The following is a 14,683-nucleotide window of genomic DNA, read 5'->3' as shown; positions in this document are numbered from 1 at the left end:
TCGGTGAGTGAGTACTCGCGTCGGTGAGTGAGTATTCGCCGCGGGGACCACGTATCCCGCGACGAATACTCACTCGAGCCGACGAATACTCACTCGAGCCGACGAATACTCACTCGAGGGCCGGAATACTCACTCGGGCGGGGCCGGGGTATTCGGCGGCGCCGTGCACCAGCGTCGTCCCGGCAGGGACCTCGACCTGCAGCCGGTCGGGACGCGCGTCCACGACCACGTCGCCGAACGGCGTCGGGGTCACCGCGGCGGCCCACTGCAGGGCACCCAGACACGGATCGACGGTGGACCGGCGCCACCCGTCGGTCAGCGGACGGATGCCGAGCACGAGCTCGGGCAGCAGCGCCGCCGGTCCCGCCGACCACGCGTGACACAGGCTCTTGCCGAACGGCCGCCCGTACATCTCCAGGTCGGACCCGTCGCCGCCGAAGTCCTCCCAGAACGTCGTCGCGCCGGCATCCAGCATCCCCGACCACAGCCGCCGCACCTCCGCGACCGCGGCGACCCGTTCGCCCGTGCGCCCCAGCGCCATCAGCGCGAACGCGCGCATGAACGGCGTCCCCGCCGACGAGCGGGACACAAGCTGCACCGCGTCCGCGCCGGGGGTCAGTTCCAGCCCCGCGAGCACCGCGAGGAAGTTCGGGTAAGCGCTGGAGCACTCCGGATCGTCGAGATACTCGCTCCACAGCCCGGACTGCGGATGCCACGCCCGCGCGACCAGCTGCGCGCGCACGGCCGCAGCCGCCGCCGTCCAGGGGGCGGCCTCCGGGTGTTCGGCCACCGCGAGCACCGATCCGGCCGAGCTCAGCGCCCAGAACCAGAGGATCTGGATCGCGGTCGGCACGCCGTCGGCGCGGAACTGCACCCCCCAGTCCAGGAACACCGCGCCGGGCCCGGCGTGCGGGAACGACCCCGCGACGCGACGGGGCCGGAACAGCCCATCGGCATCGGCGAACGTCGCCAGCTCCGTCAGGCACGCGTGAAGGTGCTCCGCCTCGGTGCGCGCGAACTCCGTATCACCGAAATACCGCTGGTACAGCCCGTGCGAGATCACCCACCACAGCGAGTAGTCCGAGATGCCGTTGACGAACCCGTCGCGCGGCCGGCCGAGCCCGCGCAGCGTGGTGCGGATGATCTCGGGGTCGGCGAACGCGGCGGCGTTGGTCAGCACGCCGAGGGCGTGGTCGCCCATCCACGGCATCCGGTCGCGTTTGATGCCCTCCAGCAGCACCGTCTGCATGCACAGCCGCAGCGTGTGGGCGCTCGTGGCCCAGATCGTGTTCAGCGTGGGGTCGTCGGTGAGGAAGGCCCCGCGCCGCGGTGCCGGACGGATGCTGGCGTGCACCGTGACGGACTCGGGGACCACGCCGGTGACCGAGGCGTAGCGGAATCCGATCGCATGGTCGGTGACGTAGACCCCGGAGGCGGTCTCGGTGAGGTCGCACCGGCTCTCAGCGGCATCCGCTCCGGCGGCGGCTTCGGCCTCGGACTCGCCCGTCGTGAGCACCGGGCGCTGCGCCGCGACGATCTGCACCCGGCCGAGCACCGGGGCAGGAAGAGCGTACGGCGAACCGCGCGGACGATCGCGTCGCCCTTGGTGAGCACGGCGAACGGCGCGACCAACCCGGCCGGGAACTGCGCATCCGCGGCGGGAACCGTCGGCCGGAACATCCCCGAGGGGGAGGTGCCGGCGACGTTCTCGGCGTAGTCGACGTGCCGGATGGCGCGCCGCCCCACACCGATCACGCGAAGCAGCGCGCCCGCCTCGTACTGGCCGCGCGGGTAGAACCACGCCCGACCGGATGCCGTGGGCAGCCGATCCGGCAGGGTGCCGGCCCCGCTGGCGCGGGAGCAGAGGATCAGCTCCTCCCGCTCCCACACCGGCGGCGGTTCAATGGGCTCTGTCGCCGTCACGACCTCGCTGCGTCGCTCGGCACGACCGCCGCGGCGGTGGCGACCAGCCGGTAGCGGCCGTGGGTGAGCGACGCCGGCGCCGGGGCGCCGTCGACCGTCGCCGTCGACCGTCGCCGTCGACCGTCGCCGTTGAGGCGGCGGTGGCGGGCAGATCCAGGTCGGCGCGGACACCGAAGGGCACCGTGAGGTCCGCGGTGAAGATGTCGTCCTCGCCCAGGGCCCAGTCGATTTCGACCGGGCCGTAGCACCTGCACCAGCGTGTCGTCGTGGAACCGCAACTGGTGCGCCGAGGCTCCACAACCGGCCACCGCCCCCGAGTGAGTATTCGCGCTGTCGAGTGAGTATTGCTGCTGCCGAGTGAGTATTACCCTCGCCGCAGATGCCGCGCGATGACCAGGCGCTGAATCTGGTTGGTGCCCTCAAATATCTGCATGACCTTCGCCTCGCGCATGTAGCGCTCGGCAGGGAAGTCCCGCGTGTACCCGGCGCCGCCGAGCACCTGGACGGCGTCGACAGCGACCTTCATCGCGTTGTCGGTCGCCAATAGTTTCGCGATCGATGCGTCGTGGCTGAACGGTTCCCCGCGGTCCTTCAGGCGTGCAGCGGCGAGATACATCGCGCGCGCCGACGAGACGGCGAGGGCCATATCTGCCAAGAGGAAGCCGAGTCCGTCGTGTTCAATGATCGGCCTGCCGAAAGTCTCGCGAGTGCGGGCGTACTCCACCGACAGGTCCAGCGCAGCCTGCGCCAGGCCGGTCGCGACTGCGGCGATACCGAGCCGCCCGGAGTCCAGCGCGGAGAACGCGATCGCCAGGCCCTGACCTTCTTCTCCGATGCGGTTGCCGACGGGGATGCGTACGTCATCGAAGTTCATCGTCGCGGTAGTCGAACCCGTCAGCCCCATCTTCTGCTCAGGTGAGGCCGCCGACAGCCCAGGCGTGTCCGAGGGCACGAGGAAGCAGGAGATTCCCTTCCCGCCGTCGTCGGAGGTGCGGGCCATGACGGTGTAGAAGTCGGCGTGGCCGCCGTGGGTGGTCCACGCTTTCGCGCCGGTGATGACGTAGCTGTCGCCGGTGCGCACCGCCTTGGTGCGCATCGCCGCCGGGTCGGAGCCCGCGTGCGGTTCGCTGAGGCAATAGGCGCCGAGGCGCTCACCGGAGAGCATGTCGGGCAGCCATCGCCGCTTCTGCTCATCGGTGCCGTAATACGTCAGCGGGAAGCACGCGAGGGCGTGCACGCTCACCCCCACGCCGATGCTCGCCCAGGCGGCGCCGATCTGCTCGAACACCTGCAGATACGTTTCGGCGGGCTGTGCGCCGCCCCCGTACTCCTCGGGGTACGGCAGGCTCAGCAGGCCCGAGCGTCCTAGTGCGAGGAAGACGTCCCTGGGGAAGGTGCCGTCGCGTTCGGCCGCTGCGGCGCGGGGGATGAGTTCACGACGCGCCAGCGCATCGGTCAGGCCGAACAGCGCCTCCGCAGTGTCATCGAGGCTGAGGTGGCGAGCCGGCATTCCTACCCCTTCGTCGCGAATGATCAAATACTATGCAATCTTTACATACATAAGTACACTGCTGTCGTCCCCGATCGAGTCCCAACGAAAGAGCCGCGAATGATCCGAACCGCGTTCACCGACACTTTCGGCGTCGAGCATCCCGTCCTGTGCGGCGGCATGACCGGCCTGGGAACGGCGGAGCTCATCTCCGCCGTGGCGAATGCCGGTGCCCTCGGTTTCCTCACGGCGCTCACCCAGCCGACGCCCGAGGCCCTCGCCGCGGAGATCGCGCGCACTCGCGAACTGACGGACAAGCCTTTCGGCGTTAATCTCACGATCCTGCCCACGATCAATCCCGTGCCCTACGACGAGTACCGCGCCGCGATCATCGATTCCGGCATCCGCATCGTAGAGACGGCCGGCTCCAGCCCCGCGCCGCACATGCCAGATTTCCATGCCGCGGGCGTGAAGGTGATCCACAAGGCGACCAGCGTGCGCCACGCGGTCTCCGCCGCCAAGTACGGCGTGGCGGCCGTGAGCATCGACGGCTTCGAATGTGCTGGGCACCCCGGTGAGGACGACGTCCCTGGCCTGATCCTCATCCCCGCCGCGGTGCGCGCCCTCGACATCCCCGTGGTCGCCAGCGGCGGGATTGCGACAGGCGCCGGTCTGGCTGCAGCCCTGGCGCTGGGCGCGTCCGCGGTGAACATGGGAACGCGTTTCGTCGCCACGACCGAGGCGCCTGTGCATGCGAACGTCAAGAAGCAGATCGTCGCCAACAGCGAGCGAGACACCATGATCGTCTTCCGGACCTTCCACAACTCTGCGCGCGTGGCACGCAATTCCATCTCCAGGCAGATCGTGGAGATCGAGGAGCGACCGGGCTCGACCTTCGCCGACGTCGCGGCGCTGGCATCCGGGGCGCGCGGGCGCGACCGTGTGCTGGGCCAGGGCGACATGGAGGACGGGCTCTGGTGGGCCGGTCAGACGCAGGGACTCATTCACGAGATCGACACGGTCGCGAATGTCGTCGACGGCATCGTGAGCGAGGCGGAGGAGATCATCCGGCACCGTCTCGCCGCCTTGGTCCAGCCCGCGGCAACCGCCGTCTGAGCCACGCGCTACGGCAACCGGCCCGCACGCGGGCCATCGGAAGGAGCACGCATGAAGGTCGACGAGATCACCGCCGTTGTCACTGGGGCCGCATCCGGCTTGGGAGCGGCCACCGCGGCGGCGCTGGCTGCCCGCGGCGCCGAGGTCCTGGGACTGGACCTCCCCGCGCAGATCGAGAAGGCGCCGGCCCGCGATGGGGTCCGCCTGGTCCCCGCCGACGTGACGAGCGAGCAGGACGTCGCCGACGCGCTGGGCACGGTGCGCGTGGATCGTCCCCTACGCGTCGTGGTCAACTGCGCCGGCATCGCGCCGGCCCGCCGCATCCTGTCGTCGAAAGGGGCGCACGAGCTCGACCTGTTCCGCCGCACGCTCGAGGTCAACACCCTCGGCACCTTCAACGTGATGCGGCTGGGAGCGGAGGTGATCGCCCGCGCCGAGGCGGATGAGCACGGGCAGCGCGGCGTCATCATCAACACGGCCTCGGTGGCGGCATACGAAGGCCAGATCGGGCAGATTGCCTACTCCGCCTCCAAGGGGGCGGTGGTGGGCATGACCGTCCCCGCCGCGCGCGACCTCGCCCGCGTGGGCATCCGGGTCAACACCATCGCCCCGGGCATCGTCGACACTCCAATGCTTGCGTCGCTTGGTCCTGAGGTGGGAGCATCGCTCGCTGCCGGCATCCCATTTCCGCAGCGCTTGGCCCGCCCCGACGAATTCGCGCAACTGGTACTCATGCTCATCGAGCACGACTACCTCAATGCGGAGGTAGTCCGCATGGACGGCGCACTGCGGATGCAGCCGCAGTGACAAGGGGCGGAGGACCGACGACGAAGCGCGAGCGGACGATGAGCGCGTCCGTCGCGCCGATCCGCACTCGTCTTGACGGTCAGCTGTTCCGCATCACGCTCGACCGGCCCGATGCGGGCAACGCCGTCGACCTCGACACTGCCCTGGCCCTGCAGGACGCGATCGCGTCCGCGGAGGCGTCCGCCGCCACGGTGATCGTGCTGGACGCCGTCGGTTCGGTGTTCTGTTCCGGAGGCGACGTGGCCGCCATGGCGCGCGCGTCCCATCCGTCCGCGTTCCTGGACCGATTGGCCGGGGCCATGCACGCGGCGCTCGAGGCGATGACCCGATCCCGGTTGTTCGTCGTGGCGGCGGTGGACGGTGCGGCCGCCGGCGGCGGTCTCGGTTTGGCCCTGACCGCCGACTATCTCATCGCGACACCGCGCGCGCGGTTCCTCACGGCCTATGCCGGCGTGGGCCTGACCCCTGACAGCGGGGTCTCCTCCCTGCTGGCCCGCAGCGTGGGGATGCACCGCGCCCTCGCGCTCGCCGCGACCGGACGCCCTCTGACGGCGGACGAGGCGCAGCGGTGGGGGATCGTTTCCGAGGTGGTCCCGCCAGAGCAGCTCGCCGCGACGGTCGACGGGCGCGCGCGCGACTTCGCCCGTGCTGCCGGCCCGGCGTTGGGAGAAACCAAGAGGCTGATCCGCGCGGCGGCTGAGGCAACGTATTCCGCACAGCTCGCGGAGGAACAGCGGACGATCGCCCACGCCGCCGGCACCCCTCACGCGCAGGAGCGTATCCGCGCCTTCCTGGACAGGGGCGCGGCGGCGCGCGCAGAATCGACGGCGGAGCCGGCGAAGGAGCAGGGAGTCTGACATGGAGAACGCGGTCATCGTGGATGCTGTCCGCACGGCATCCGGCAAGGGGAAGCCAGGCGGAGCCCTATCAGGCGTGCACCCTGCGGACCTCCTCGCCGAGCTTCTCGCGGCGCTGGTCGAGCGGAGCGGTCTGGACTCTTCTCAGATCGACGACGTGCTCGTCGGCTGCGTCAGCCAGGTGGGCGACCAGAGCACGAACATCGCGCGCGGCGCGGTGCTTTCGGCCGGCTTCGATGTCGCCGTGCCCGCCACCACCATCGACCGCCAGTGCGGATCGAGCCAGCAGGCAGCGACGTTCGCCGCGCAGGGCGTGATGGCCGGCGGATACGACGTCGTCATCGCAGCCGGGGTCGAGTCGATGAGTCGCGTCCCCCTCGGCGCCGCAGCAGGAGGAGGGTCGCCGGCGGGTTCCCGCCTGGCCGCGCGCTTTCCCGACGGGCTGGTGAACCAGGGAGTGGCCGCGGAGCTCATCGCGAAAAAGTGGGGGCTGAGCCGCGACGAACTCGACCGGTTCGCCGCCGAATCGCATCGCCGTGCCGCCGAGGCGGCGGCGTCGGGGGCGTTCGCGGAGGAAATCCTGCCGATCACGGTGCCCGGGCCGGGTGGGGAGCGCCTCGTCGACCGCGACGAGACCGTGCGGTCCTCGACCACGGCGGAGGGCCTTGCGGGGCTGCAGCCCTCCTTCCGGACCGATGAGCTGGCGCAGCGCTTCCCCGACCTGGACTGGTCGATCCATCCGGGCAACTCCTCACCCCTCACCGACGGGGCGTCTGCGGTGCTCATCATGAGCGAGAGCGCCGCAAAGGCACTCGGGCTGCGGCCGCGCGCGCGGTTCCATAGCTTCGCCGTCGTCGGCGACGACCCGCTTTACATGCTCACCGGCCCGATCCCGGCGACCCATCGGATCCTCCGTCGATCCGGTCTGGGTATCGGCGATATCGACGCCTTCGAGGTCAACGAGGCCTTCGCCTCTGTTCCGCTGGCCTGGGCTGCGGAGTTCGATGTCGATCCGGCCCGCCTGAACCCCCGCGGCGGCGCGATCGCCCTCGGTCATCCGCTGGGCGCGTCGGGAACCCGCCTGCTCACGACGATGCTCCACCACCTGGAGGCCACGGGTGGCCGCTACGGCCTGCAGACGATGTGCGAGGGTGGCGGGATGGCCAACGCCACGATCATCGAGCGTCTCTGAGAGCGAGCCGCCCGCGGCGTCACTCGGCCCAGTGCGGCTCGCGCTTCTCCTGAAAAGCCGCCGGACCTTCCTTCGAGTCCGGGTGCGCCCAGTGCCGTTGCACGAGCTCCCAGCCCAGGTCGCGATAGCTCCGCACGGAGTCTGCGAGATACGCACGGATCACCCGTCGCGTGTGTCGCACGGCGGTCGGCGATCCGCTGCACACCTTGTGAGCCAGATCCAGGGCGTGCTCGAGGAGATCCTCGGCGGCGAGCACCTCCGAGACCAGCCCGCTGTCCAGTGCGGTCGCGGCGTCGACGATCTCGTGTCGTCCCAGCAGTGCCATGCGTACCGCGCGGTCGCGTCGCATGAGCGTCATCAGCTCGACCGGCTCGATCCCGCTGACCTGCCCCACGCTCACGTGGGAATCGATGAAGCGGGCCCCGTCTGCGGCGATGACGATGTCGGCGTCGGCGACGAAGTGCAAGCCGCCGCCGGCGCACGTACCGTTGACGGCGACGATCACGGGCACGTCGACCACGCGGCCGGGCAGGAACGACAGCTCTTCGTCGGCGTCCCTGCCGACCTCGGTGCGATCGGACGCGAGCATGCTGACATCCGCTCCCGCGCAGAAATGGCGTCCTGCGCCAGTGAGGACGATGCACCGGATGCCGCGGTCGGCGGCGAGCGTGCGCCACAGTTCGCCGAGGTCACGGATGAGCTGCTCGTCGAGAGCGTTGGCGCTGGCCGGCCGGTTCAGCGTGACGAGCGCGATGCGGTCCTCGATGCGGAGGTCGACGACCTCGCTCCGGAAGTCTGCCGTAGGGGTCATCGCTTTCCTCCTCGAAAGGTCGATCTGACCACCATATATCTATACCCTTTAAATGATTAGCCGCGGTCATCGGGAGAGGTGGGCATGGTTGCATCGATTCTGGAGCCACCCGAGTCGCGCGGGATCGGCGAGTGACGAATTCGGCTCGTGTGGGTGAGGGTGTCGATCTCCTCGTCGAGCGGTGCGGTGCGACCGCCGTCATCAGCTTCGACCGGCCTGGGGCGCGCAATGCGCTGAACCGCCGCACACGCACCGCCCTCGTGGCCATCCTTGAGCGACTCGACGCCGATCCGGACGTGCGCGTCGTCGTGCTCACTGGCTCCGATCCGGCTTTCAGCAGCGGCGTGGACATCAAGGAGCTGCTCTCCGATGAGGCGTACGAGGCTCCATTGACCGACCCGGCAACGTGTCTGCGGGCGCTGAGCGTGCCGGTAATCGCCGCCGTGAACGGGGCGTGCGTGTCGGGCGCTCTGGAGATCGTCTTGGCGTGTTCGTTCGTCCTGGCATCTGACCGCGCGAGCTTCGCGGACACGCATGCGGTCCTCGGGCTGACCCCGGGGTGGGGGTTGAGCGCCGAATTGCCGGCGGCCGTCGGTACGGCCCGCGCACGCCAGATGACCCTGACTGGACGGCCGGTCGACGCGCCGACCGCTCTCGCGTGGGGCCTGGTGAACGAGGTCGTCCCGCACGAGCGGCTCCCCGACCGGGTGCGGGAGGTGGCGGAGGAGATCGCGGGGGCACCGCGTGCCGCGATCGCCAACGCCGTACGCCTCTACCGCGAGGGTCACGAGGAGCGCCTCACCGCAGCGCGGCAACGCGAGGCCCGGGTTCTGAGGGGGTGGGGATTGGAGAAGGGCGACGCTCGTCACCGGTTCTCGACGCGGCGAGCGGCATCCTTGCGCGACGGAGGTCTTTACTAGATAATACTTAATAAGATTACTATGTCGCGGCGGAGACGCCGAGGCGCCACGGAGGAGGGGCAATGACGCTCGACTATGGGGAGCCGAGCGAGGTCACCGCGCTGCGTGGCGAATTGCGGGACCTCGTTGCGCATCACGTTCCGGCGGGATTCCTCGGCGCTTTCACGAACAACCCTGCAGATCTCGCCATTACGGAGCGGTTCAGTCGCGAGCTCGGCGTACGTCGCCTCCTGACGCTCGCCTGGCCGTCCGAGTACGGGGGGCGCTCAGCCGACGTGCTGTCGCAGACGGCCATGCGCGAGGAGATGTGGGCCGCGCACGAACCGCGCGGCGCGCAGTACATGGGGCTGAACTGGGTCGGGCCGGTCATCATGCGTCACGGTTCGCCGCAGCAACGCGACGAGCACTTGCCCCGCATCGCTTCCGGACAGGTCGTCTGGTGCCAGGGGTTCAGCGAGCCCGGGGCGGGGTCCGACCTGCCCGCCCTGCGCACCCGGGCCACGCCGGTCGAGGGCGGATGGCGCATCTCGGGGCAGAAGGTGTGGACTTCGTACGCGAGCATGGCCCAGTGGTGCTTCCTGCTGGCCCGCACGGGGGATCCGGCCGGCCGCAAGGACGGCATCACCGTGTTCCTGCTCGACATGGACCAGCCGGGGGTGGAGGTGCGCCCGATCAGCGCGATGCTCGGTCCCCATCACTTGAATGAGGTGTACTTCGACGAGGCATGGGTGCCCGATGGCGCCGTCCTGGGAGAGGTGGGGGGTGGATGGCGCGTTGTGATGGATGTGCTCAGCTTCGAGCGCATCGGCATCGCGCGCTATGCGCGCTGCGAGAGCCTGCTGCGCGCCGCTCCGGATGCCCTCGGCGGGGCGTGGGAAGAGCTCCCCTCATCGCTGCGCGAGCGCTGGGCAGCCATGATGGTGCGCACGCGGCAGGTGCGCCTACTCGCCTACCGGCTACTCCTCGCCGCCCAAGCCGAGGCGCCGCCCATCGGCGAAACGGCGCTGTACCGCGTCGCCGTCACGTCCCTGGACCAGGAGGTCGCCGAAGTGCTCATGGAGATTGTCGAGAACGCCGCGCTCGGCACGCACGATCCGGGAGCCGGCTACGCACGCGAGGTCGAGGATCACTGGCGCTACGCGCAAGCCTCGACCGTCGCGTCGGGCACGCTCGAGATCAACAAGCACACCGCTGCCCGACAGCTGGTGCGTCCGTGAACGCCACGCTCTCGGCGGAAGCGCTTGAGGTCGGCGCGATGGTGCGCGAGCGCGTCGAGCGCGAGGGCGGCGTCCAGCTGCTCCGGCGAGCAGTCGCCGACCCTGGACTGCGCGCCGGCGTCGGGGACATGCTCGGTGAACTCGGAATCTGGGAAATCGATCCAGCGGAGGGCGCTACGGAGCTGGAGGTGGCGGCCGAAGTCTGCCGAGCGGCCGGCCGCTTTGCACTGCCGTATCCCGTCGTGGAGCGGCTGGGGCGATGCGGCGCCGACGCCACGGCACTGGTGTCGCGTCGCGCTCCCCGTATCGTGCCGCACATGGATCTCGGGCTCTCGTGGAACGGCGTCGACCTGCAGGGGGGTCGCCATCGGCTGACGCCGCGGGGGGCGGGGATCACGCTGGGAACACAGCTGGCGCCCTTCGGGGTCGAGGTCGACGCCGCCGCGGATGCCGGGGACGGGCGGCACGGGGCTGCGCTGCTCATCGCATTGGAATCATGGTGGCTGCTCGGACTCCTCGAGAATGCGGTCGAGGACACCGCCCGCTACGCGCGGGAGCGGGAGCAATTCGGTCGACCTCTGGCGCAGTTCCAGGCGGTCGCGTTCCAGCTCGCCGACATGTCCCTGGAAACGGTGGCCTCCGGAGAGTTGGCCAAGTACGCCCTGTGGGTCCTGGCGCGCAGCGCGGATGCGGATGAGGCGCTCGTGGAAGCGCTCGGATTGCGGGTCGCGATGCAGCGGGCTGCCGGGACCGTGTTGCGAGGCGCCCACCAACTGCACGGCGCCATGGGCTTCACCGACGAAGTGGACGTGTCGTGGCTGTCGCGGGCGAGCCAAGCTTCCCGCCGGTTGCCAGAGGACTCCCATCGCACGACCGGTGTTCTGCTTGAAATGCTCGGGCGCGTTGGATACCCGCAGTTGGGGCACGTTGCGGCACCCCGGTGACCTGGCAAGACTTTCAAGTTTATACTTGATTCCGTCCCACGTTTTGCAGATCGTTGAAGGATCGGTGCAATGGCAGACGAGAATCACAGAGCAACGGCCCTGCGAGTCGGCATGACTCCGCGCATCGCCGAGGCCATCGCCGCTGATCTGCGGCAGCGCATCCTGCAGAGCGATCAGACTGACATCCCGCTTCCTCGCCAGGAAGACCTCGTGCGTGAGTATGGCGTGAGCGGTCCGTCCGTGCGAGAGGCGCTCCGCATTCTCGAGGCAGAGGGCCTCATCACGGTGCGCCGCGGCAAGTTCGGCGGTGCATTCGTCCACAAGCCGGACTGGTCATCCGCGGCGTTTGCCGTCGCCCTTTCGATGCAGGGGCAGGGCGTGCGACTGTCCGACCTCGCGGAGTCACTCGTCATCCTCGAGCCGATGTGCGTGGCAGAATGCGCCACACGTCCCGACCGCCACGCGACGATCGTGCCGGCACTGAGGGAGAACCTGGCCGAAACCGAGCGCCTCGTGGGGGTTGGCGACCAGTACTCCGCACACGCCCGCGTGTTCCACGAGATCATCGTCGGCGGGCTGCAGAACCAGAGCCTGCGGTTGGTTGTGCGAACCTTGTCCGCAGTGTGGTCGATTCAAGAGAAGACGTGGGCGCAGAGCGTCAAGGCCACCGCGCAGTACCCCGGTGAGGACCAGCAGCGCGAGTCGCTGCGCACGCACGAGGTCCTGATCAAGCTCGTCGATGAGGGTGATGCCGAGGGGGCGCGTCAACTGGCGGAGAAGCACGTGCGCGCGACGCAGCACATCGTGCTTGATCGTCACGGCGACGAAGTCGTCGATTCATCGTCCCTCCTGGCAGTGCAGGCGTTCAAGAGTCTCTGAGCACCGCCGGATGCGGCGCGCTCATGCCTCGAACTCGGCGCGCAAGTCGTCGGCGTGGGCGCCGAGAACCGGTGCGGGGAAGAGCTCCGGCGTCCCGCTTCGCCCGAAGTGCACGGGTGCGCCCGCCTGCCGAAGCGGCCCCAGGACGGGATGCTCGACACGCTCGAAGAAGTTCGTGGCGCGCAGATGGGGATCATCGAACAGGTCCTCGATCGCGTTGACGCGCATGGCGGGCACCCGCGCGCCCTGCAGTGCCTCGAGCAATTGCTCGGTCGGATGCGCCGCCACCTCGGCGGCCAGCCAGGCGTAGAGTGCGTCGATGTTCGCGGTGCGACGGGTGATGCTGACGAACCGCTCGTCCTGGATGAGCTCGGCATGACCGAGCACCCGGAACAATGATGCCCAATGCGCGTCCGTGCTCGCGAGGATGCCGATGAGTCCGTCGGCAGTGCGGTAGGGATGTCGGTGCGGCGAGTTCGTGCGCGCGTAGCCGGCTGGACCCCGCGGAGGATCGAATATCTGAGCGCCCTGCTGCTCGACGAGAAGGAACCGGACCATGGTCTCGTACATGGGCACTTCGATGAGCTGCCCCGTGCCGGACTGCTCCCGCTCGTACAGGGCGGCGGCGATCGCCCCGGCCGCCACTATCCCGGTGATCTTGTCGGTCAGGGGCGTGCGGATGTACTGGGGCTCGCCTGCGCCGGTCTGGTGTGCCGCCAGGCCGGAGGCGGACTGGATGACGTCGTCGTATGCGGGTAGCGGGCCGTAGGGGCCATCCGCTCCGAAGCCGAACATGCCACACACGATGATGCGCGGATTGACGGCGGACAGCGTGTCATAGTCGAGCCCGATGCGAATCTCGGAGCCCGGCGGTCGGTTGTGCGTCACCACGTCGGCCCGCGCGACGAAGCGGTCGAAGAGGGCCCGGTCGTCGGCGTTGCGCAAGTCGAGTGCGATCGACTCCTTGCCGCGATTGAGGTTCAGGTAGATCGGGCCGAGGAGATTCTGCTCGCGGTCGTCGATGCCGCGGGAGATGTCGCCTTCCCGCGGCTCGATCTTGATGATCCGGGCACCCATCTCCCGAAGGACCGCCGTGCAGTACGGTCCCATGAGCATCGACGTGGTGTCCACGATCGTCACTCCGGCCAGTGGGCCGCCTTCGGTCGTGCGGTGGTCGCCGTGTCCTGATGCCATGGGGGTTCCTTCTGTGCTGTCGGTGGAGTTCGGGCGTCGCGCTCAGGAGGCCCGGAGCGCCTCGCGATGCTCCGGTGCCGCGATCGCGGTGAGCGCGTCGCGGCGCTCGCGCACCGTCGCGCCACGCAGATCCGCGACCCCGTGCTCGGTGACGACGAGGTCGACGCTGTGGTGGGCCGCGGTGACGGTGTCCTCGCTCCGGTGGGCGGCGACGATGGTCGACGCACCCGAGCGCGTGGTGGACCCCAGTGAGATGATGCGCAGACCGCCCGGAGAGAGGTGGGCCCCTTCGGCGAAGTCCGCGCTGCCGCCCACGCCGGCGATCACCGCGCCCGCGACGGACTCCGAGGCCACCTGCCCGCGGATGTCCACCGCGATCGCGGAGTTTACGGAGACGAGGTTCGGCACGCGGGCCAGGTAGAGCGGATTGTGCAGTTCCTGCGAGTCGGCCATCTGGACCACGGGATTCTCGTGCAACCAACGCATCAGTGCGTCGCTGCCGATGACCTCCAGCGCCTTTACTCGGCCGCCTGCGCGGGCGATCCGCTCGATGAGTGGGAGCATCGCGTCGGTCACGAGTCCGATCAGGCCGGGCGGGGCGTCTCCGTCCTCCTCTCCCAGGGCCGCAGCGATGGCATCGGGTACCTTGCCGATGCCGAGCTGCACCGTCGCCCCCGCGGGCAGCAGGGCGAGCACCTGCCCGGCTAGTGCGCGGCCTGCAACGTCCAGATCGCCGGGATCCTGGGTGGGCAGCGCGGTCTCGGATCGGACGAACCGGTCGATGCGCGAGATGTGGAGGCGGCTGTCTCCGTATGTGCGGGGCATGTCGTCGGTGACTTCGGCGATCACCATCGGAACGGTCTCGGCTGCGCGTCGCGCGTAGCTGGCGGATGGTCCGAGCGAGCACCAGCCGTCGGCGTCGGGCGGTCCCACACGCAGGAGTGCGACGTCGGATGCGGCGAGGACCCGCTGTGGGATGTCCAGCAGTCGCAGGGGGGTGTAGTCCACGAGGCCTTCCCGCTGCAGCCGGCGCATGGCGCCGTGCACGTGCCAGCTGCGTACGGTCAGGGCACCGGCGCGCACCGCAGGCTCGAGCCCGAGGTCGCCCAGGAGCAGTCCGCTGCGGAGGATCAAGCCGCGCACTTGCAGTGCGCGTCTGGCGAGTCCCGCCAGCAGGGTGTTGGGCGTTCCGGTCGCGTTGCCGGCGACGAATCGCGTGCCCGACGTGAGGTCGGCGAACGCGTCGTCGCGGTCCATCCACTCCATGTGCACCTCTTCCGGAGGGTCGTGGAGTCAAATATAGTAAAGATTAAGAGTTATTCTGTCCACGCTCG

Annotated in this window: 14 protein-coding genes; 8 read left to right on the top strand and 6 right to left on the bottom strand. The window is 69.4% G+C overall.

The window, feature by feature from the left end; all coding sequences use genetic code 11:
• Positions 1 to 109: 109 nt before the first annotated feature.
• From NQ151_RS09520 to NQ151_RS09515, 3 genes are all read right to left on the bottom strand, one after another.
• Positions 110 to 1,555 carry an alpha-L-rhamnosidase-related protein gene (locus tag NQ151_RS09520; protein ID WP_257527924.1) on the bottom strand — a complete coding sequence of 482 codons (1,446 nt, stop codon included), beginning with the start codon at positions 1,553 to 1,555 and terminating at the stop codon, positions 110 to 112.
• A gap of 345 nt (positions 1,556 to 1,900) precedes the next feature.
• Positions 1,901 to 2,221 (bottom strand): alpha-L-rhamnosidase C-terminal domain-containing protein, encoded by a 321-nt coding sequence (locus tag NQ151_RS16765; protein WP_353477568.1) that lies wholly within the window; start codon positions 2,219 to 2,221, stop codon positions 1,901 to 1,903.
• 66 nt (positions 2,222 to 2,287) lie between these two features.
• Positions 2,288 to 3,433: an acyl-CoA dehydrogenase family protein gene (locus NQ151_RS09515; RefSeq protein ID WP_257507557.1), complete on the bottom strand. Its 1,146-nt coding sequence runs from the start codon at positions 3,431 to 3,433 to the stop codon at positions 2,288 to 2,290.
• 99 nt (positions 3,434 to 3,532) lie between these two features.
• Here NQ151_RS09515 and NQ151_RS09510 point away from each other — a divergent pair, with 99 nt between their 5' ends.
• Genes NQ151_RS09510 through NQ151_RS09495 form a run of 4 tightly spaced genes read left to right on the top strand, consistent with a single transcriptional unit; the run spans position 3,533 to position 7,384 of the window.
• Positions 3,533 to 4,528, top strand: a complete 996-nt coding sequence (locus tag NQ151_RS09510) for an NAD(P)H-dependent flavin oxidoreductase (RefSeq protein ID WP_257527923.1) — start codon at positions 3,533 to 3,535, stop codon at positions 4,526 to 4,528.
• A 51-nt stretch (positions 4,529 to 4,579) separates the two neighbouring features.
• Positions 4,580 to 5,335 (top strand): SDR family NAD(P)-dependent oxidoreductase, encoded by a 756-nt coding sequence (locus tag NQ151_RS09505; protein WP_257507559.1) that lies wholly within the window; start codon positions 4,580 to 4,582, stop codon positions 5,333 to 5,335.
• A 38-nt stretch (positions 5,336 to 5,373) separates the two neighbouring features.
• Positions 5,374 to 6,192 (top strand): enoyl-CoA hydratase/isomerase family protein, encoded by an 819-nt coding sequence (locus tag NQ151_RS09500; RefSeq protein ID WP_257507560.1) that lies wholly within the window; start codon positions 5,374 to 5,376, stop codon positions 6,190 to 6,192.
• A 1-nt stretch (position 6,193) separates the two neighbouring features.
• The gene (locus NQ151_RS09495) at positions 6,194 to 7,384 is read left to right on the top strand and encodes a thiolase family protein (RefSeq protein ID WP_257507561.1); all 1,191 of its coding nucleotides are present in this window, start codon (positions 6,194 to 6,196) and stop codon (positions 7,382 to 7,384) included.
• A 19-nt stretch (positions 7,385 to 7,403) separates the two neighbouring features.
• Here NQ151_RS09495 and NQ151_RS09490 read toward each other — a convergent pair whose 3' ends face one another.
• On the bottom strand, positions 7,404 to 8,195 hold the full coding sequence (locus NQ151_RS09490; RefSeq protein WP_257507562.1) for an enoyl-CoA hydratase/isomerase family protein: 792 nt from the start codon (positions 8,193 to 8,195) through the stop codon (positions 7,404 to 7,406).
• 131 nt (positions 8,196 to 8,326) lie between these two features.
• Between NQ151_RS09490 and NQ151_RS09485 the strand changes: the two genes are divergently transcribed.
• The 4 genes from NQ151_RS09485 to NQ151_RS09470 all read left to right on the top strand — a co-directional run bounded on the left by NQ151_RS09485 (position 8,327) and on the right by NQ151_RS09470 (position 12,155).
• On the top strand, positions 8,327 to 9,115 hold the full coding sequence (locus tag NQ151_RS09485; RefSeq protein ID WP_257527922.1) for an enoyl-CoA hydratase-related protein: 789 nt from the start codon (positions 8,327 to 8,329) through the stop codon (positions 9,113 to 9,115).
• A gap of 62 nt (positions 9,116 to 9,177) precedes the next feature.
• The gene (locus tag NQ151_RS09480) at positions 9,178 to 10,332 is read left to right on the top strand and encodes an acyl-CoA dehydrogenase family protein (protein WP_257527921.1); all 1,155 of its coding nucleotides are present in this window, start codon (positions 9,178 to 9,180) and stop codon (positions 10,330 to 10,332) included.
• Entirely contained in the window at positions 10,329 to 11,276 is a 948-nt protein-coding gene (locus tag NQ151_RS09475) for an acyl-CoA dehydrogenase family protein (RefSeq protein WP_257527920.1), read from the top strand. Before NQ151_RS09480 ends, NQ151_RS09475 begins: the two co-directional genes overlap by 4 nt.
• Positions 11,277 to 11,345: 69 nt before the next feature.
• Complete coding sequence (locus tag NQ151_RS09470) at positions 11,346 to 12,155, top strand: FadR/GntR family transcriptional regulator (RefSeq protein ID WP_257527919.1); 810 nt, start codon at positions 11,346 to 11,348, stop codon at positions 12,153 to 12,155.
• Between the two features lie 21 nt (positions 12,156 to 12,176).
• On the opposite strand, the gene NQ151_RS09465 is transcribed toward NQ151_RS09470, so the two are convergent.
• Positions 12,177 to 13,349: a CaiB/BaiF CoA transferase family protein gene (locus NQ151_RS09465; protein WP_257507567.1), complete on the bottom strand. Its 1,173-nt coding sequence runs from the start codon at positions 13,347 to 13,349 to the stop codon at positions 12,177 to 12,179.
• Positions 13,350 to 13,391: 42 nt separating this feature from the next.
• Positions 13,392 to 14,615 carry an acetyl-CoA hydrolase/transferase family protein gene (locus tag NQ151_RS09460; RefSeq protein ID WP_257527918.1) on the bottom strand — a complete coding sequence of 408 codons (1,224 nt, stop codon included), beginning with the start codon at positions 14,613 to 14,615 and terminating at the stop codon, positions 13,392 to 13,394.
• Between the last annotated feature and the right edge of the window lie 68 nt (positions 14,616 to 14,683).

Source organism: Microbacterium sp. zg-YB36 (assembly GCF_024623575.2).
GTDB lineage: Bacteria > Actinomycetota > Actinomycetes > Actinomycetales > Microbacteriaceae > Microbacterium.
Note: the sequence above shows the minus strand (reverse complement) of the source record. Positions and strands in the feature narration are given on the sequence as shown.